At 37.5% G+C, this 18,526-nt stretch carries 15 protein-coding genes; 13 read left to right on the top strand and 2 right to left on the bottom strand.

Annotation, left to right across the window (positions count from 1 at the left end; genetic code table 11):
* Positions 1–17: 17 nt before the first annotated feature.
* From QZX60_RS03080 to uvrA, 3 genes are read left to right on the top strand one after another with little or no spacing between them, the layout of a single operon-like run.
* A complete protein-coding gene (locus tag QZX60_RS03080; protein ID WP_295361267.1) occupies positions 18–1,223 on the top strand; it encodes a S41 family peptidase in 1,206 nt (401 codons plus the stop codon).
* Positions 1,220–3,211 carry an excinuclease ABC subunit UvrB gene (uvrB, locus tag QZX60_RS03085; protein WP_295361269.1) on the top strand — a complete coding sequence of 664 codons (1,992 nt, stop codon included), beginning with the start codon at positions 1,220–1,222 and terminating at the stop codon, positions 3,209–3,211. Before QZX60_RS03080 ends, uvrB begins: the two co-directional genes overlap by 4 nt.
* On the top strand, positions 3,208–6,024 hold the full coding sequence (gene uvrA, locus QZX60_RS03090) for an excinuclease ABC subunit UvrA (RefSeq protein WP_295361271.1): 2,817 nt from the start codon (positions 3,208–3,210) through the stop codon (positions 6,022–6,024). The genes uvrB and uvrA overlap by 4 nt, the downstream gene beginning before the upstream one ends.
* Here the strand turns inward: uvrA and QZX60_RS03095 are convergent.
* Positions 6,008–6,703: a tRNA threonylcarbamoyladenosine dehydratase gene (locus QZX60_RS03095; RefSeq protein WP_295361274.1), complete on the bottom strand. Its 696-nt coding sequence runs from the start codon at positions 6,701–6,703 to the stop codon at positions 6,008–6,010. The genes uvrA and QZX60_RS03095 overlap by 17 nt on opposite strands.
* A 164-nt stretch (positions 6,704–6,867) precedes the next feature.
* Between QZX60_RS03095 and QZX60_RS03100 the strand changes: the two genes are divergently transcribed.
* From QZX60_RS03100 to QZX60_RS03115, 4 genes are all read left to right on the top strand, one after another.
* The gene (locus tag QZX60_RS03100; protein WP_295361277.1) at positions 6,868–7,683 is read left to right on the top strand and encodes an ABC transporter substrate-binding protein; all 816 of its coding nucleotides are present in this window, start codon (positions 6,868–6,870) and stop codon (positions 7,681–7,683) included.
* Positions 7,684–7,688: 5 nt separating this feature from the next.
* Positions 7,689–8,897 (top strand): tRNA (guanosine(37)-N1)-methyltransferase TrmD, encoded by a 1,209-nt coding sequence (trmD, locus tag QZX60_RS03105; RefSeq protein ID WP_295361279.1) that lies wholly within the window; start codon positions 7,689–7,691, stop codon positions 8,895–8,897.
* Positions 8,894–10,225 carry a citrate/2-methylcitrate synthase gene (locus QZX60_RS03110; RefSeq protein ID WP_295361282.1) on the top strand — a complete coding sequence of 444 codons (1,332 nt, stop codon included), beginning with the start codon at positions 8,894–8,896 and terminating at the stop codon, positions 10,223–10,225. The genes trmD and QZX60_RS03110 overlap by 4 nt, the downstream gene beginning before the upstream one ends.
* Before the next feature lie 132 nt (positions 10,226–10,357).
* Positions 10,358–11,773, top strand: a complete 1,416-nt coding sequence (locus QZX60_RS03115) for a sodium-dependent transporter (RefSeq protein ID WP_295361284.1) — start codon at positions 10,358–10,360, stop codon at positions 11,771–11,773.
* Positions 11,774–11,834: 61 nt separating this feature from the next.
* Here QZX60_RS03115 and QZX60_RS03120 read toward each other — a convergent pair whose 3' ends face one another.
* Positions 11,835–12,602 (bottom strand): peptidylprolyl isomerase, encoded by a 768-nt coding sequence (locus QZX60_RS03120; RefSeq protein ID WP_295361286.1) that lies wholly within the window; start codon positions 12,600–12,602, stop codon positions 11,835–11,837.
* A gap of 245 nt (positions 12,603–12,847) precedes the next feature.
* On the opposite strand from QZX60_RS03120, the gene pyrH reads away from it, so the two are divergent.
* The 6 genes from pyrH to infB all read left to right on the top strand — a co-directional run bounded on the left by pyrH (position 12,848) and on the right by infB (position 18,503).
* A complete protein-coding gene (gene pyrH / locus QZX60_RS03125; RefSeq protein ID WP_295361391.1) occupies positions 12,848–13,543 on the top strand; it encodes a UMP kinase in 696 nt (231 codons plus the stop codon).
* 7 nt (positions 13,544–13,550) lie between these two features.
* Positions 13,551–14,093 (top strand): ribosome recycling factor, encoded by a 543-nt coding sequence (frr, locus tag QZX60_RS03130; RefSeq protein ID WP_295361393.1) that lies wholly within the window; start codon positions 13,551–13,553, stop codon positions 14,091–14,093.
* 64 nt (positions 14,094–14,157) lie between these two features.
* Positions 14,158–14,613: a ribosome maturation factor RimP gene (rimP, locus tag QZX60_RS03135; RefSeq protein WP_295361288.1), complete on the top strand. Its 456-nt coding sequence runs from the start codon at positions 14,158–14,160 to the stop codon at positions 14,611–14,613.
* A 21-nt stretch (positions 14,614–14,634) separates the two neighbouring features.
* The gene (gene nusA, locus QZX60_RS03140; RefSeq protein ID WP_295361291.1) at positions 14,635–15,867 is read left to right on the top strand and encodes a transcription termination factor NusA; all 1,233 of its coding nucleotides are present in this window, start codon (positions 14,635–14,637) and stop codon (positions 15,865–15,867) included.
* A gap of 2 nt (positions 15,868–15,869) precedes the next feature.
* Entirely contained in the window at positions 15,870–16,139 is a 270-nt protein-coding gene (locus QZX60_RS03145) for an RNase P modulator RnpM (RefSeq protein ID WP_295361294.1), read from the top strand.
* Positions 16,140–16,163: 24 nt separating this feature from the next.
* Positions 16,164–18,503, top strand: coding sequence for a translation initiation factor IF-2 (infB, locus tag QZX60_RS03150; protein ID WP_295361297.1), 2,340 nt, complete (start codon positions 16,164–16,166; stop codon positions 18,501–18,503).
* The last annotated feature ends 23 nt before the right edge of the window (positions 18,504–18,526 follow it).

Raw genomic sequence — 18,526 nt, forward strand, 5'->3', positions numbered from 1 at the left:
TCAATGGAGTAATATCAATGAATCGTACAAAAAAGAATGTCCTTATTATCATTTTAGTGATTATTTTAACGAATCTGCTGACTTTTTTTCTCACCTCATTCGGTATTTTTCACTTAAAAGATTACTATGTATTCAAGGCCAATACCTCTAAAATTGCAAAATCGACTCAAAAATTTGCACAGCTGGAGAATTCAATAGAAGAAAATTACTATAAAAAAGTGGATACCGATAAACTATCAGAGTCTGGTTACAAAGGAATGTTCAAGGCAATCAAGGATAAATATTCTATCTATTACACGAAAAAAGAATACAAGGCATTGACCCAAGAAATCTCTGGATCATATTATGGCATAGGGGTCGTATTAAGCGAAGACAACAATAAAAACGCGTATATTGTGTCAGTTATGAAAAATACACCGGCAGAAGAAGCAGGTTTAAAGGCCGGAGATGTGATCAAAAAAGTGGATGGCACCAATTATTTTGGAAAAGGCTCGTCTGCTGTCGCGAATAAAGTCAGAGGAAAAGCGGGATCCAGCGTTCAGCTTGTGATTCAAAGAGATGGGAAAGACATAAATGTTAAAGTTGAACGTGCTGCAGTAAAGAATTCGTCAGTGACGTCGAGAACTTTTAATCAGAATGGAAAGAAAATAGGTTATACTTATATTTCTGAATTTGCAGAAAATACAGATGAAGATTTTGAAACGCAGCTGACTTCACTTCAAAAAAAGAATATTCAGGGCTTAATCATTGATTTGCGCGAAGATGGCGGTGGTATCGTAGATACAGCAGTCAATATTGGCGATCAATTGATATATAAAGGGAAAATCGTAACGACAAAGGGAAGAAAGGGCAATGATGAAACCTATCGAGCAACTAGCAAGGCTCAGGTTAAACTTCCAATGGTTATTTTAGTTGATCAAAATACGGCGAGTGCTTCTGAAATATTGACTGGGGCATTGCAGGATTACAAAAAGGCGACCGTTATTGGTACACAAACATTTGGAAAAGGAATTGTCCAAAGCGTTATTCCGATGCATGATGGTACGGGATATCAGATTACGACAGCTCAATATTACACACCCAAGGGAAGAAATATCAATAAAAAAGGCATTACGCCTGACCTTGTTGTCAATGAAAGTGATTTGACGGAAAATTATCTTACTGATAATGATCAACAGTTTCAGAAGGCCTTAGAAGTAATAAGTAGTAAAATTTCAAAATGAAAAAAATCACAAAAGTCAAAAAACCATTTAAAGTTGTATCAAACTTTACGCCAAAGGGAGATCAGCAGCAGGCTATCGATAAGCTCTCAAAGGGAATAAAAGAAGGGATGAAATACCAAACGTTGTTGGGAGTAACGGGTTCAGGGAAAACCTATACAATGGCAAAAGTCATAGAGGCCGTTCAAAAACCAACACTTGTTTTGGCACATAATAAAACATTGGCGGCGCAATTGGCAAATGAATTTAGGACATTTTTCCCAAATAACGCAGTGGAATATTTCGTCTCTTATTATGATTACTATCAACCAGAAGCTTATGTCCCAGGCAGAGATTTGTATATCGAAAAAGATGCTTCGATTAATGATGAAATAGATAAATTGAGGCACTCTGCCACAGCAGCTTTGTTTGAACGAACAGACGTCATCATTATTGCATCTGTCTCTTGTATTTATGGTCTTGGGAGCCCAATCGATTATGAAAATCTCGTTATTTCGTTGAGACCAGGCATGAAGAAGGATCGAGATGAAATCATCAGACAGCTTGTCGATATTCAATATGTTCGCAATAACATCGGTTTTGAGAGAAATAATTTCCGCGTGCGCGGCGATGTCTTAGAAATTTTCCCGGCGTCATCAACTGATAAGGCAGTAAGAATTGAATTTTTTGACGATGAGATTGACCGCATTACGGAAATCAATGTGGTAACAGGTGAAATCATTGGAGAATTAAGCCACGTTGCTATTTTCCCGGCTTCGCATTATACGACCACACCAGATCGGCTTGAGAACGCGATAAAAGGGATACGCAGAGAACTCGGCGAAAGATACACTTGGTTTAAAGAACACGATTATCTTGTTGAAGCACAGAGAATACTGCAGCGCACCAATTACGATTTAGAGATGCTTCAGGAAATGGGGTATTGTACAGGAATTGAAAATTACACGCGCTATATTAACGGTTCAAAACCGGGTGCGCCGCCTTATACATTAATTGACTATTTTCCAGATGATTTTTTGATTTTCGCTGATGAATCTCACGTCTCAATTCCGCAAATCGGCGGCATGAGTGCAGGCGATCGAGCGCGAAAGAAAAACCTCGTCGACTACGGATTTAGACTCCCTTCCGCCTATGACAATCGGCCTTTAACTTTTGAAGAGTTTGAAGGAAAAATTCATCAGATTATTTTTACATCCGCGACGCCAGGAAAATATGAAGCAGAACATAGTGAGCAGGTTGTAGAACAATTGATTCGTCCGACGGGATTGTTGGATCCTGAAATATCACTTCGGCCGACCAAAGGGCAGATCGATGACTTAATTAGCGAAATACGAAAAACAGTCTCGAAAAAAGAGCGCGTTTTGATTACGACGCTGACGAAAAAAATGGCAGAAGACTTAACGGAATATTTAAAAGACAATGGAATTAGAGTTCGATATTTACATTCTGATATTGATACGATTGAAAGAATGAAAATATTAAGAGAATTACGTCTTGGAAGTTTTGATGTCCTTGTGGGGATCAACCTTTTGCGCGAGGGATTAGATCTGCCTGAAGTTGGACTTGTTGCGATTTTAGACGCGGACAAGGAAGGTTATTTAAGAAGCGAAACATCGTTAATCCAGACGATTGGTCGAGCAGCTCGAAACGTAGATGGCCATGTCATTATGTATGCAGATACCGTTACAAAATCGATGGACTATGCAATTACAGAGACCAAGCGGAGAAGAAAAATTCAGCAGCAATACAATTTAGATCACCATATCGTGCCACAAACTGTAAAGAAAGATATTCACAATATTATTGAAGTGACCAAAGCTGCTGAAACACCTGTTAAATACGAAAAGCAGCCTTCAAATCGAAATGTAGACGATTTTGATTTAGAAAAACTTGAAAAAGAAATGAAAGAAGCTGCAGCTCAGCTTGACTTTGAAAAGGCTGCGAAAATTAGAGATTTGATTAAGGAAATCAAAGGTCAAAAAGTTATATGAAATATATATCAGTCATTGGAGCAAAAGAACATAATTTAAAAAATGTCAGTCTAAAAATTCCGAGAGATCAGTTGGTTGTTTTCACTGGCGTATCGGGTTCGGGTAAATCCACGCTAGCATTTGACACGATTTATGCCGAAGGGCAGCGCAGATATATCGAATCCTTATCTTCGTATGCGCGAATGTTTTTAGGTAATAGCAAAAAACCTAGAGTCGAAAAAATTGATGGGCTCTCGCCAGCTGTTTCCATCGATCAAAAGACAACAAATAGGAATCCACGTTCCACAGTCGGAACAGTTACGGAAATATACGATTATTTAAGATTATTGTATGCAAGAATTGGCATTCCGCACTGTCCACACTGTGGCAAAGAAATTTCGTCTCAAAGCATTGACCAAATTGTCGATCACATTTTGGAACTGCCAGAAGGAACGAAATTTATGATTTTAGCGCCTTTAGTAAGAGGCGAAAAAGGGCAGCAGAAAAAATTGCTTTCTCGCTTAAAAAGAGAAGGATACGTTCGTGTTGTTGTTGACGGTGAAATGCGCCTGCTTTCCGAAAAAATTGAATTAAAGAAAAATATTAAGCATCAAATTGATGTCGTCATTGATCGGCTGAAAAAGAGAGAAAATATGCGCGAGCGCTTGACGGATTCAGTTGAAATCGCACTTAAAATGTCTGACGGCCTTGTAAAATGTCAAGTCATCGATGGAGAAAGTAGACTGTTCAGTGAAAAGCTATCATGTCCAGATTGCGGCTTTTCTATGGAAGAACTTGAGCCGCGTTCTTTTTCTTTTAACAACCCATACGGGATGTGCCCAACCTGCAACGGCTTAGGTTTTCACAAAGAAGTTGATCCACATATCTTAATACCAGACCGCAGCTTGTCAATTAATGAAGGGGCTATCAAATTTTTTGGACTTAAACACGATAACAGGCATCTTCAGTCAATGCTAAAAAGTTTGCTGGAAAAATACAATTATGACTTTGATACGCCAATAAATGATATGTCAAAGGCCTGTCTTAATGAAATTTTATATGGCTCTGATGATGAAATGACTGTCACTTACGATGGTAAATTCAAGGGGACGTATACGTCGCGCTTTGAAGGCCTGATCAATAACATGGAGAGACGGTTTAGAGAGACAAAATCAAATACAATGCGTGGATTTATTGAAAGATACATGTCGGACATTCCGTGTCCAAGTTGTCACGGCAAGAGACTGAACCCTAAAGTATTGTCCGTAACCATTGCGAATATGAACATCATTGAGTTTACTGAACTTTCAATTCGCGAAGCGCTAAAGTTTCTAGATCAACTCTCGCTTACAGAACACGAAATGCTGATTGCGAGTCAAATCATAACAGAAATCAAAAATCGACTTCAATTTTTATCAGATGTCGGTCTTGATTATTTGACACTCGAACGTTCAGCTGGGACGCTCTCAGGAGGAGAAAGCCAGAGAATTCGATTAGCAACGCAGATCGGAACGGGATTAACAGGCGTATTGTATGTGCTTGATGAACCGAGTATCGGGCTGCATCAGAGAGATAATCGTAAGCTTTTAAACTCGTTAAGGCAGTTGACAGATTTGGGCAATTCACTCATTGTTGTTGAACATGACGAAGAAACCATACGTGAAGCTGATTGGATTGTCGACATCGGTCCAAGGGCCGGCGTAAATGGGGGAGAAATTATTGCAGAAGGGCATGTGGATGATATTATCCGGTCAGAGCGATCGATTACAGGGCAATATTTATCCGGTCAGAAAGGAATTCCAGTTCCTTCTAAAAGAAGAGAAGGCAACGGAAAATTTATTAAAATAACAGGAGCGGCTGAACACAATTTGAAAAATATCGATGTTGCGTTCCCCCTTGGAAAACTTATTTTAGTGACAGGTGTTTCAGGATCGGGAAAGTCGACGTTGGTAAAAGATATTTTATACAATGGTGTCTCCAGATCACTTTACCACAGCTACAAGCGCCCGGGGAAACACAAACATATCTCAGGGATAAAAAACATTGATAAAATCATTGCAATTGATCAAACACCAATTGGCAGAACGCCGAGGTCTAATCCGGCTACATATACAGGATTATTTGATTTAATTCGAGATTTATTTGCAAGTACAAATGAAGCCAAGGCCCGCGGTTACAATAAAGGACGATTTAGCTTTAATGTAAAAGGTGGCAGATGCGAAACATGTCATGGTGATGGGATCATAAAAATAGAGATGCATTTCCTGCCAGACGTGTATGTGCCGTGTGAGGTCTGCAAGGGGACACGATATAACCGGGAAACTTTGGACGTTAAATATAAAGGAAAAAATATTGCTGAAGTGTTGGACATGACTGTCGATGAAGCACTTGAATTCTTTAAAAATCTCCCGCGCTTAAAGCGAAAGCTGGAAACACTTCACGATGTGGGGTTAGGTTATATCAAACTGGGGCAGCCTTCTACGCAATTGTCTGGAGGAGAAGCACAGAGAGTAAAATTATCAACCGAATTATCCAGACAAAATACAGGTAAAACCATTTATATTTTGGATGAACCGACAACGGGACTGCACATTGATGATGTCGCAAAACTGGTGAAAATTATGCATCGCTTGGTAGACATGGGAAATACAGTCGTGATCATTGAACACCATCTCGATGTGATTAAAGTTGCAGATTATATCATAGATTTAGGCCCAGAAGGCGGCGAAAACGGCGGCACGATCGTCGCCCAGGGGACGCCAGAAGAAGTAGCACAAAATCCAAAATCATATACAGGTGCGTACTTAAAAGAATTTCTTACACAGAATGAATGAGATCCTTGATTACTTCTCCAGCCATAATTAATCCTGCGACCGATGGGACAAAAGAGACAGAACCGACAATTTTTTCAAATTTGTCGGTTTTTATTTTTTGTGGTTTTTCTGTAGAGTAAACAACTTTTAATTGATTGATATGACGTTTGCGCAGTTCATGTCGAATGACTTTTGCCAATGGATCAACCGAAGTTTGGAAAATATCGGCAACTTTAAATTTAGTGGGATCCAATTTATTTCCTGCCCCCATTGAACTTATGATTGGAACATGGTGCTGATAAGATTCTTCTATAAGTGTTAGTTTTGCTGTGACAGTATCCACTGCATCAATAACATAATCGTATTGTGTGAAATCAAATTGATTTTTGGTATCCGGCAGAAAAAAAATAGGAAAGGCCTTTACTGAAATATGTGGGTTAATATCATGAATACGCTCTTTCATAATTTGCGTTTTTAATTGTCCGATAGTTGATCTCGTCGCGATAATCTGGCGGTTTAAATTTGTAATATCAACCGTATCTTTATCGATAATATCTATATGACCCACACCACAGCGGGCAATTGCTTCGACAGCAAATCCACCCACGCCGCCTAGTCCAAAAACAGCGACATGCGAATTTCTTAACGTTTTCATGGCTTCTGAACCAAGTAATAATTCTGTTCTTTGTAGCTGATTCATTTTTCCCTCACATTGATAAGTAAATTAATTAATACTATACTATACCTTAATTTGCATTTCTATTTATTTCTTTAAAAAGACTTTATTACTTTAATTAAATAATTAAAAAGTGTATAATATTTTAAATTACTTGTCGAATGGAATACAAAAGAGAGAGGTATACCATGAAAAGAACAAGGAAAATCTTTTTTCTGATTTTTTGTTTAGCATTGATTTTTACTTTAACAACTGCGTGCAGTCAAAAGACGAAAACAAACTCAGATTCGTTAGCTGATGGCACAATTACATTCGGCGTCTGCGCAAATCATGCACCAATGGCTTTTACTGATGATAAACAAAATGTCATTGGATTTGAAATTGATTTAGGCAATGCCATTGCAAAAGAATTAAATGTAAATCCTTATTGGATCAATACATCTTGGAATAGTATTTTTGACAGGATGAATAGAAATAAGTACGATTGTGTCCTATCTTCTGTAACTGACACGCCTTCCAGAGAAGATAATTTCAGCTTGTCAAACCATTACTTTGTGAATAATATCGTGATATTAAAAAAATCCAAAACAGGCGATGAAGCGGTAAATGATTCAAATGAGACGTTAAAGGATTTGAAAGACAAACAGGTTGGCGTTGTTGTAAATAGTGGTGGGGCCGGAACTGCAAAGGCACACTTGGACAACGGGAAAGTTAAGAAATTTAATTCTCTCAATTATGCCGTTAAAGCATTGAAAAATGATACGGTTGATCGTTTGATTATCGATGAGTCTGAAGCAATTTTTTACATAAAAAAATATCCAAATCAATATGAGATTACATCTCAACCTATAGCAAATGAAAATTATTCAATCGTTTGTCGAAAAGATAATGAGAAGTTGACGAAAAAAATTAATCGAGCGTTAAAACATTTAATCGATAATGGTACGTATGCAAAGTTGACAAAAAAATGGTTTAATAAGGATATGACTTCGTCAGTACAATAATTGTTATGTTAAATATAAATATATTGACATTAATGCCAGAGGATTTTAAGGGCTTTTTATCATCTCATATCGTCAAACGGGCGATTAAAAATCAAACAGCAAATGTACAGGTGATTGATATCAAGCAATTTGTCAAAGGAAGTTTTCGCAAAATTGACGATTCGCCCTACGGTGGTGGCGCCGGCATGATTCTGCGTTATGAACCAATTGTAAAAGCGATCAATGCACTCAAACATAGTGAGACTTTTACAATTTTAATGTCACCTTCTGGACAGACGTATAATCAGGCAATGGCTCGAAAAATTGCCCACACTTATGATAATATTATTATGATTTGCGGCCATTACGAAGGTGTTGATGAACGTGTTATGAATCATGTTGATTTAAAACTTTCAATAGGTGATTATGTTTTAACTGGCGGAGAATTACCATCTATGGTTGTGACGGATTCAATATTAAGACAATTAAAAGATAATTTGAAAGCATCTAGTCTTGAAGAAGAATCTTTTGATCATTTTCTTTTAGAGTATCCGCAATATACACATCCCAGGGAAATTGATGGGTATCGCGTTCCCGACGTACTGTTATCAGGAGATCATAAAAAAATCAAAAAATGGCGTCATATTCAATCATTGAAAATGACGGAAAGGTTTAGACCTGATTTATTCAAAAAATACCAAAGCATAAGCATAGACGAGAAAAATATCATAGATAGGAGTATTGAAATGACAGAGGATAAACAAAAAGATAAGCACAATTTTGATCTATCAGATGAATTAATATATCGTAGGTTTATGTTGATTAACAACAGTGAACTCCAGCATTTTTTTCACGAAATGACAATTCCTGAGTTCATTGTACTGAATTTAATTTTAAAAAATGAGAAAAATGATCCGATTTATGGAGGTAAAACTTATTTATCAGATTTAGCTGAAAGTCTGCACCGCCCAATTCGCTATGTATCCAATTTATCGCGACAGCTTCAAGACAAAGGGTTGATTATCTGGAAGCATGATGGAGATGGAGAACAGGGTACATACGTTATGATCACAGATGATGGAAAAAAATTAGTTGAGGACCACCAAAAATCAACGCAACAATTTTATTCTCATGTGATCGAAAAGTACGGTCAACAGAATATGATAAAATTACTTGACTTAATGAAGCAATTGGATACCGTTATCACGACAGAGTTGGAAAAGGAGAAACAATGAGTCAAGGACAATCAAAATATCTCGAAAGACAAATAGCAATATGTAAAGAAAATGACGAAATTTCACCTCGGCTTTACAGTGAATATGGCGTTAATTTAGGGTTGAGAGATCCTGATGGAAAGGGCGTCCTAACTGGGTTAACGAATATCTCCGCAGTCAATGGTACAAAGGTTGTCGGCGGAAAACGCGTGCCTTGTGAAGGGGAATTGTGGTACCGAGGCTATCGTATTGAAACATTAATCAATAGTTTAGGTGAAAATGAAATGGGATTTGGCAGAACAGCCTATTTATTATTAATGGGAGAATTGCCATCTGATGAAGAGTTAAAAACCTTCACTTCAGCAGTTCGCCATTATCGAAAACTGCCGACGAATTTTGTCAGAGATGTCATTATGAAAGCACCCAGTTCGGATATAATGAACAGTATGTCTAGATCTATTTTGACACTGGCATCTTATGATTCAGAAGCCAAAAATCCCTCTCTTCAAAATAATTTAAGACAATGCTTACAATTAATCGGTCAATTCCCGATGCTGGCCGTTTATGCATACCATGCCCATGTTTTTACAAATTTGGATGGCAGCATGTACGTACACAATCCAAAGCCGGAATTGTCGACCGCTGAAAACTTTTTAATGATGCTCAGACCCGATCAATCTTTCACTTCAGTTGAAGCAAAGACATTGGACACTGCCATGATTCTGCACATGGAACATGGTGGAGGCAATAATTCAACATTTACAACGCGAGTCGTAACGTCAAGTGGTTCTGACACGTATTCTACGATTAGTGCAGCTATGTCATCTCTAAAGGGGCCAAAACACGGCGGGGCTAATATTAAAGTTATGAACATGATGAACGATATCCGTCAAAATGTAAAGGATTATTCTGATGAAGATGAAATAGCCTATTACTTGAGAAAAATACTAGCAGGGGAAGTACTGGATCACAAAGGACTGATCTACGGTATGGGTCACGCTGTCTATACTTTATCCGATCCAAGAGAAAAAATATTTAAGAAATATGTTAAACAGTTGGCCAAGGAAAAGGGAAGAGAGAACGATCTTTTACTTTACGAAAATATTGAAAAATTAGCGCCAGAGCTCATTAATGAGAAACGTAAAGTTAAAAAGCCTGTCTGTGCAAATGTTGACTTTTACAGCGGATTTGTGTTTAACATGTTAAACATTCCAATTGAATTGTACACACCGCTTTTCGCTGTGGCAAGAATCGTTGGATGGAGTGCACATCGAATGGAAGAGTTGATCTGTACAGATAAAATCATTAGACCGGCGTATATGAGCGTGATGGAAAAACATGAAGATTAAGAGAACAGTTCAGAGATGACAGGTGGGTAAGCCTGTCATCTTTTTTTCTTGAAATAAATCTTTATCCCAACAAATATATATGATATATTAATGAATACTTAAATATTTAAGAAGTTTTAGAGGGGGTAGTTTATGCAAAATAAGCATTCTCACAGTAGCTTTAGTGGACAACTTGGCTTTGTGATGGCTGCTGCGGGTTCAGCTGTTGGCTTGGGAAACATCTGGCGATTTCCATATTTAGCGGCTAAGGACGGCGGCGGTGTTTTTTTAATTATTTACTTAGTTTTAGTTCTAACGTTTGGCTTTACTTTACTTACAAGTGATATTGCGGTCGGCAGATATACCCAAAAAAGCCCAATTGAAGCTTATGAAGCGCTTAAACCAGGATGGGGCTTTTTAGGAAAAATCACTTTCTTAGTTCCAGCAATTATTATGACCTATTACGCTGTTATTGGCGGATGGGTACTCAAATATGTAATAACTTATTTTATTGGAGAGGGACAAGCTGCGGCTTCCACAAACTATTTTTCTTCATTCATTACATCACCGGTCGCTCCAATTGTATATGGTCTTATTTTCATGATCTTTACTTCGCTTATTGTGTATCGTGGTGTACAGAATGGCGTCGAAAAATTTTCGAAAGTGTGCATGCCGATTTTGTTTATCATGATTTTGGCCATTTCTATTTTTTCACTTACACTGAAGCATACAGAAAATGGCGTCACTCGGACCGGTCTGCAGGGATTAGCTGTTTATATGATTCCAAATTTTAAGGGAATGACATTTGGAAAATTTCTCTCAGTTGCCTTAGATGCGATGAGTCAGTTATTTTTCTCATTATCAGTTTCGATGGGAATCATGGTTACTTACGGGTCTTATGTAAAAAAAGATGTAGACTTAAACCATTCGATTAACATGATCGAGGTTTTTGATACCGTTGTGGCTTTTTTAGCCGGGTTAATGATCATTCCTTCGATTTATGTTTTCTCTGGAACAGAAGGAATGGCTTCTGGGCCATCATTGATTTTTGTCTCTTTGCCAAAGGTATTCAACGCAATGGGGCCAGCAGGTAATGTTTTCGGGGCTGCATTTTTTATTATGGTGACTTTTGCAGCGCTTACTTCTTGTATTTCTGTTCTTGAAACATTGGTTGCAGACTGCACGAAGCTTTTTAATGCACCTAGAAAAAAGACCACTCTAGTCTTAACGGTTATTTATAGTGTGGCTACAGTCATAATTACATTGGGATACACGATCTTTTACTTTGAATTAAAATTGCCCAACGGTACAGTAGGACAATTATTAGATTTAGCGGATTATATCAGTAATAGTGTATTAATGCCAATTACATCTTTATTATCGTGCATTTTGATTGGATGGGTCGTAAAGCCTAAGCTGATCATTGATGAAATGGAATTGAACGGAGAAAATTTTAAAAGAAAATCTATTTATTCTGTGATGGTAAAATACATTGCACCTGTCATCATGGTTATATTGTTCTTGCAATCGACGGGTTTCTGGCAGTGGTTAGCTAAATTAGTGCATTAAAATAAATAAGACGTCATACTTTTGAAAGGTGCCGATCACCTTGCGTATGACGTCTTTTTTGTTATAGTCCTAATTTAATTTCAACATTATATTTATCTTTTAAATCTTCGGCTTCGTTGACATAAGCTCTGTTCTGTTTTTGTCCTAAAAGGAAACGATGCAGACTATCATGAGCTGCTTCAAAAGGAATCTTTTCTTTGATTTTTTTATCGGTTACTTTAATGATATGATAACCAAATTGTGATTTGACAGGTTCGGAAGTCATTTCACCTGGTTCCAAAGCAAAAGCAGCCACTTCAAATTCAGCGACCATTTGACCTTTGTGGAAATAGCCTAAATCTCCGCCTTTTTCTCTATTTGCCTGATCTAATGAATAATCTTTAGCGGCTTGTTCGAATGTTTTGCCGCCATCATTGATTTCTTTAATGATATCAACAGCTTGCTGTTTAGAAGGAAGCAGGATGTGAGAAGCTCTGATTGAATCCGGTGCAATAAACTGATTGCTGTGTTCGTTATAATACGCTTTTAATTCTTCTTCAGTTACCTTCACATTATCCATGAAATGCGCAATCATATAAGATTTCATGAACTTTTCTTTCATTTCAGCAAATTCTTTTTGGTATTGTTCCGTTTCTTCGACGTGTTCATCTTTTCCCTTTAAGTAGAACAGTTCTTGCGCAATCATTTCATTTAACAGCTGACGCTGCCCTTCACGTGTTTTGAATTGAGCCTGTTGATCTGCAGGAGCCTGCGCAATAAGAAGATCTAACTGATTCTGAGTAATTTCCTTACCTTCTACAATCGCAAGGACTTTATCTTCTAAAGACATAATATCCCTCCTATTAATTAAGATATAAAAGTTATATTAACGGTTATCATTTTAACTGTCAATAAAATTTCATGACCTCTAAGTTTCTATTTTTAGAATCATTTCAAGTCTTTACATTTATGTAGAATAGTGTATAATATATATAAATATAAAAATAAGTTGTTGTCGAAAAGAGCACGTTTTTGTGTTCTTTTTTTAGGATATAGAATAAGGAGGTTCCTGTGAAAGCAAAATATGAGCGTGTGATGATAAAACTTAGCGGTGAAGCTCTGGCAGGCGATCAGGGGTTTGGAATTAATCCATCAACTGTTAAAGATATTTGCACTTCAATTAAATCTGTATATGATTTAGGTGTTGAAATATCGATTGTTGTTGGCGGTGGAAATTTTTGGCGAGGCCGCCAAAGTGATGAAATGGACAAATCAACAGCAGATTACATGGGAATGCTGGCAACTGTTCTGAATGCGCTCGCTCTGCAGGATTCACTTGAAGGCATGGGAATTCCGGTTCGAGTTCAAACAGCTATTGAAATGCGAGAAATTGCCGAACCTTACATTAAGCGCAAAGCAGTTCGCCATCTTGAAAAAAATCGCATTGTCATTTTTGCCGCTGGAACAGGAAACCCCTTTTTTACTACAGATACAACAGCAGCACTGCGAGCAGCAGAAATTGATGCAAATATTATTTTGTTGGCAAAGAATGTCGATGCTGTGTACGATTCTGATCCTAACATTAATCCCGATGCTAAAAAATATTCTCATTTATCTTATCTAGATGTCATCAATCGTGGATTAAAGGTGATGGATTCTACTGCAATCACCTTATGTATGGATAATCACATTCCAATCTTAGTTTTTGGACTAAACGATCCAAAGAATATTTTACGGGCTATTTCAGGCGAAAAAATTGGAACATTAATTAATGGAGATAAAAATGAGTAATGAAGTCATGACGGCTGCCGAACAAAAGATGAACGGCGCCATTGAAAATTTAAATAGTAGTTTGCTGACATTACGAGCCGGACGAGCGAATGCGCATATTTTAGACAAGGTAACAGTTGATTATTACGGAGCAAAGACGCCTGTTAATCAGATTGCTACAATAGCTGTTCCGGAACCTCGTTCAATTACAATTCAGCCATACGATATCAATAGCATCAAAGATATTGAAAAGGCTATTTTAAAGGCCGACTTAGGATTTAATCCATCAAACGATGGGAAAATAATTCGATTAGTTGTACCGCAGCTGACCGAAGAACGAAGAAAAGAATTGGTCAAATTAACCAAAAAATATGGCGAAGAGTGCAAAGTTTCAGTTCGAAACGTAAGAAGAAAAGCTGATCAAAAAATTAAAGCTCAGCAAAAAGATAATGAAATCAGCGAAGACGAATTGCACGATATTCAAGATGATATTCAAGATTTGACAAATAAAAAAATAAAAGAAATTGATCAAATCTTGGACGAAAAAGAAAAGGAAATTTTAGCAGTTTAAAAAGAATATATAATTTATGGCATGAGAGTGGGGCTTCCCACTCTTATGTTTTTTGTGAAACAAAATGACTAAACAAGAAAAAATATATGAATTGTTTGAACCCATTGTTACCCAAATGGGTTATGAATGTTACGATGTTGAATTAAACAAAAATGGAAAAAATAAAGTCTTAATTGTTTATATTGATCATCCAGATGGTATAAAACTAGATGACTGTGAAACTGTCAGTCGTAAAATCAGTCAATTTTTAGATGAAGTAGATCCAATACAGGATGCGTATACATTGGAAGTATCTTCTCCAGGAATTGAAAGAAAATTAACAAGAGTTAAACACTATCAGGCGGCTGTTGGGAAAAAAATAGATATTAATTTATTTAAGCCAATAAATAAAAAGAAAAAATTGTGCGTTTTGCTAAAAGAAGCGGGCGATGATGGAATCGTTGTTTTAGACGATCAACAAGAAATCCAGTTTCGCTATTCAGATATTGCCAAGGCGACAATCCATTTTGATTTTAATTAATATATATTGTAGGAGTGGAAAATGAACGCAGAATTTATGGCTGCATTAGATATTATTGAAAAAGAAAAGGGTATTAATAAAGAGGAACTGATACAGGATATTGAAAGTTCAATTGAGCAAGCCTATAAGAAGAATTATGGAAATGACCAGGACTTTGAAGTGAATTTTGACCGCGATACGGGCGAAATCAAAATTTTTGCGCGATGGCTTGTTGTGGACGATGATGCACCAATCGGACAATCTCATTCTGAAAAAAGATTTCACGATGCATTGAAAATTGACGATTCCTGTCAAATTGGAGATGTGATCGAGCAAGAAATCGAACCAAAAGATTTTGGACGAATTGCTGCTCAAAATGCCAAGCAGATGATTTATCAAAAAATAAAGGAACAGGAACGTAAAAAAATCTATAATGAATTCATCGAACATGAGGATGAAGTGGTTGTAGGCACCGTCGATCATGTTGAACGAAAAATGATTTTTGTGAATCTTGGTGATACGATTGGTTTTTTACCTCAAAATGAACAGATCCCTGGAGAAAATTATCATGCAGGCGATAGAATTAAAGTTTATATTTTGTCTGTGCGCAATCAAAGCAAGGGACCGGAAATTATTTTATCGAGAAAACATCCGGGATTATTAAAAAGATTGCTGGAAGATGAAGTTCCTGAAATTTATGATGGCATTGTTGAGGTTGAAAGCATTGCCCGCGAGGCGGGAGCAAGATCTAAAATTGCTGTAAAATCAAATGATCCTTCGATTGATCCAGTAGGTGCTTGCGTAGGCCATAAAGGCAGCCGCATACAAAATATCATTGATGAACTGGGAAATGAAAAAATTGATGTGATTAAATACAGTGATAATCCGTATGAATATATCACAAATGCATTGAGCCCGGCCAATGTTAAGGAAGTATTGATTAATCAAGAAACGAAACAGGCCTACGCAATAGTTGATGATTTTCAATTCTCACTGGCCATTGGAAAAGAAGGACAAAACGTTCGATTGGCGGTTCATCTAACCGGTTGGAAAATAGATATAAAAAGTGATTCTGAATTTGAAAAAATATTATCCGATAATCCTAATTTCAGAGAAGAATTTAGCAAAAAAGACGAACATGTTGAAAAGCTTGTTGATGAAATCAAAAAAGAAATGGATGCACTGTTGGATAATACAGCCGGATCTGGTCAGCTTGACTTAGAAGATGATAATTATTCGATGGAATTAAATAGCGATGATGATCGTACCGAATAAAAATGAAAAAAATACCATTAAGAACTTGTATAGTATGTAAAGAAAAAATGCCTAAAAAGCAATTGGGGCGGATCGTTATCAATTCAGACGGAAATTTAGAATATGATCGTACGGGTAAAAAAAACGGCAGGGGGGCATACATATGTATGAATTCTCAATGCCTTTCCAAACTGAATGCCTCAATTTTATCGAGAACATTTAAACAGCAAATAACTTCTGAAAAAACAGAAGATTTGAAAAATATATTATATAAGGAAATGAAAACCATGTAAAAATAGAAAAAAGGAGGAGTTTATATGGCAAAATTGCGAGTCTACCAGTTAGCAAGTCAATATGAAATTCCCAGTAGAGAATTTGTTCAAATTTTAAATAGATATAATATTCCGGTTAAAAATCACATGAGTGCTTTAACCGATCAGCAGGTTGAAGAATTTAAAGCGAGCTTTGATCCAACTAAAGACCGCAGGGCAGAAGAACAAGTACCTAAAAAGAAAAAGTCAAATTCATCAAAGTCAACTTCTAAGAAGGTTTCACAAAAGTCTCAGCAAGAATCAAAGCCGACTTCTAAAAAGAAAGAAAAAAAGCCAGATAAAGCCGAAAAAGTAAATAAAACACAGGCTGCAAGTGAATTGAAAACGCAGGATAAAGCCGAACCTAAAAAGAAAAAAAACAAAAAAGCTTCAAATCCTCATGCTGATAATAAATCTGAAGATCAATCCAATAAAAATACGAATAACCGTAACAAGAAGAACCGCAAGAAAAAATCTAAAAATTCAAATCGTGAGGAAACGATAAAAGTTAAAGACCATAGCAAAAAGGGAAAAGTTTCTCATTCTGTCTATAAAAAGAAAAAGGACGAAAAGAAATCCGAACAGGCTAAGAATAAGGTCTATGAAATTCCTGAAAGTTTAACTGTTGGCGAATTAGCTGATATTGTTGGTGCTAATGCGACAGATATCATAAAAACATTGATGATGGCAGGGACAATGGCAACCATCAATCAAACGATTGACGCGGATACGGCTCAACTTGTTTGTGATGAACTCGGTTATGAAGTGAAAGTCATCAAAGATGAAGATGTTTTTGAAAAAATCATCGAAGAATATGATGAAAAAGAAACTGGAAATGAAGTTTCGAGACCACCTGTCGTTACGGTAATGGGACATGTTGACCACGGGAAAACTTCTTTATTGGACCGGATTAGAAAATCCCACGTTACTGCAAGTGAAGCGGGCGGCATTACGCAGCATATTGGGGCTTATACCGTAAAAATCAAAGGAAAATCTATCACCTTTATTGATACACCGGGACACGCAGCTTTTACCGCGATGCGCTCCCGCGGTGCTCAGATGACAGATATCGCTGTTCTTGTTGTTGCGGCCGATGATGGCGTTATGCCTCAAACGATTGAAGCCATTGATCATGCAAAGGCTGCAAACGTCCCAATTATTGTCGCGATTAATAAAATAGATAAAGAAGGCGCTAATCCGGAAAGAGTCAAACAAGAACTCGTCGATCAAGGTGTTGTTGTAGAAGAATGGGGTGGCGATGTTATAGCCGTTCCTGTTTCTGCAAAAAAAGGACAAAATATCGATGAGCTGCTCGAAGATATCTTGCTTGTAGCCGAAATGGAAGAGCTTAAAGCTGATCCAGATCGTCCGGCAAGAGGATGCGTTATTGAAGCGCAGTTGAAAAAAGGGAAAGGTTCAACTGCCTCGATGCTCGTCCAGCAGGGGACGCTCCATATCGGCGATGCAATTGTTTCTGGAACAACCTACGGGCGTGTCAGAACAATGGTTGATGATAAGGGGCATCGCATTAAAAAGGCTGGCCCGTCGAAGCCCGTCGAGATTTCAGGTTTATCAGGTACGCCGGAAGCTGGAGACGATTTTATTGTTATGCCTTCTGATAAGGAAGCAAGACAGCTGGCTGAAAGACGCCAAGAACAGGAAAAGAATGAAAAGCAGGCGAAGAGCAGTGTGTCGCTTGAAGATCTTTTCTCCAGAATCAAAGAAGGCGAAATGAAGGACATCAATTTGATCGTAAAAGCGGATGTTCAAGGTTCTGTTGAAGCGCTATCGCAGTCCTTAGTCAAATTAAGTAATGACGAAGTTCGCGTCAATGTCATTCACGGTGCTGTCGGTGCAGTTAACGAATCAGATGTTTTGCTGGCTTCGACATCCGACGCAATCATTATCGGATTTAATGTTCGACCAGATAAAAACGCATTGGAAGCAGCCGATCATGAAAAAGTGGATATTCGTTTGTACCGTGTGATTTACGACGCGATTGACGATGTTAAACAGGCTATGGAAGGGATGCTGACTCCGGATTATGTTGAAAAGGTAACCGGTGAAGCGGAAGTCAGAAGCACCTTTAGAATTCCTGGTGGTATTATTGTTGCCGGTGCTTACGTGACAGATGGTAAGATTTCAAGAACAGACGAAGTACGCGTTGTAAGAGACGGTATTGTCGTGTACGAAGGCAAAATTGGATCTTTACGCAGATTTAAAGATGACGTCAAAGAAGTTCAGCAGGGCTATGAATGCGGTATCGGGATTGAAAAATACAACGATATCAAGGAAGGCGACATCATCGAAACATTTGTCAATGAAGCTGTAAAGCGTGAACTGTAATTTGTGGACATATGAAAGAGGTG

The sequence above is a fragment of the uncultured Pseudoramibacter sp. genome (assembly GCF_903789625.1).
Lineage (GTDB): Bacteria > Bacillota > Clostridia > Eubacteriales > Eubacteriaceae > Pseudoramibacter > Pseudoramibacter fermentans.

Excerpts from the sequence above, each read along its gene's own strand:
- QZX60_RS03080 (WP_295361267.1), top strand. The coding sequence starts at position 18 with ATGAATCGTACAAAAAAGAATGTCCTTATTATCATTTTAGTGATTATT.
- uvrB (WP_295361269.1), top strand. The coding sequence starts at position 1,220 with ATGAAAAAAATCACAAAAGTCAAAAAACCATTTAAAGTTGTATCAAAC.
- uvrA (WP_295361271.1), top strand. The coding sequence starts at position 3,208 with ATGAAATATATATCAGTCATTGGAGCAAAAGAACATAATTTAAAAAAT.
- QZX60_RS03095 (WP_295361274.1), bottom strand. The coding sequence starts at position 6,703 with ATGAATCAGCTACAAAGAACAGAATTATTACTTGGTTCAGAAGCCATG.
- QZX60_RS03100 (WP_295361277.1), top strand. The coding sequence starts at position 6,868 with ATGAAAAGAACAAGGAAAATCTTTTTTCTGATTTTTTGTTTAGCATTG.
- trmD (WP_295361279.1), top strand. The coding sequence starts at position 7,689 with ATGTTAAATATAAATATATTGACATTAATGCCAGAGGATTTTAAGGGC.
- QZX60_RS03110 (WP_295361282.1), top strand. The coding sequence starts at position 8,894 with ATGAGTCAAGGACAATCAAAATATCTCGAAAGACAAATAGCAATATGT.
- QZX60_RS03115 (WP_295361284.1), top strand. The coding sequence starts at position 10,358 with ATGCAAAATAAGCATTCTCACAGTAGCTTTAGTGGACAACTTGGCTTT.
- QZX60_RS03120 (WP_295361286.1), bottom strand. The coding sequence starts at position 12,602 with ATGTCTTTAGAAGATAAAGTCCTTGCGATTGTAGAAGGTAAGGAAATT.
- pyrH (WP_295361391.1), top strand. The coding sequence starts at position 12,848 with ATGATAAAACTTAGCGGTGAAGCTCTGGCAGGCGATCAGGGGTTTGGA.
- frr (WP_295361393.1), top strand. The coding sequence starts at position 13,551 with ATGACGGCTGCCGAACAAAAGATGAACGGCGCCATTGAAAATTTAAAT.
- rimP (WP_295361288.1), top strand. The coding sequence starts at position 14,158 with ATGACTAAACAAGAAAAAATATATGAATTGTTTGAACCCATTGTTACC.
- nusA (WP_295361291.1), top strand. The coding sequence starts at position 14,635 with ATGAACGCAGAATTTATGGCTGCATTAGATATTATTGAAAAAGAAAAG.
- QZX60_RS03145 (WP_295361294.1), top strand. The coding sequence starts at position 15,870 with ATGAAAAAAATACCATTAAGAACTTGTATAGTATGTAAAGAAAAAATG.
- infB (WP_295361297.1), top strand. The coding sequence starts at position 16,164 with ATGGCAAAATTGCGAGTCTACCAGTTAGCAAGTCAATATGAAATTCCC.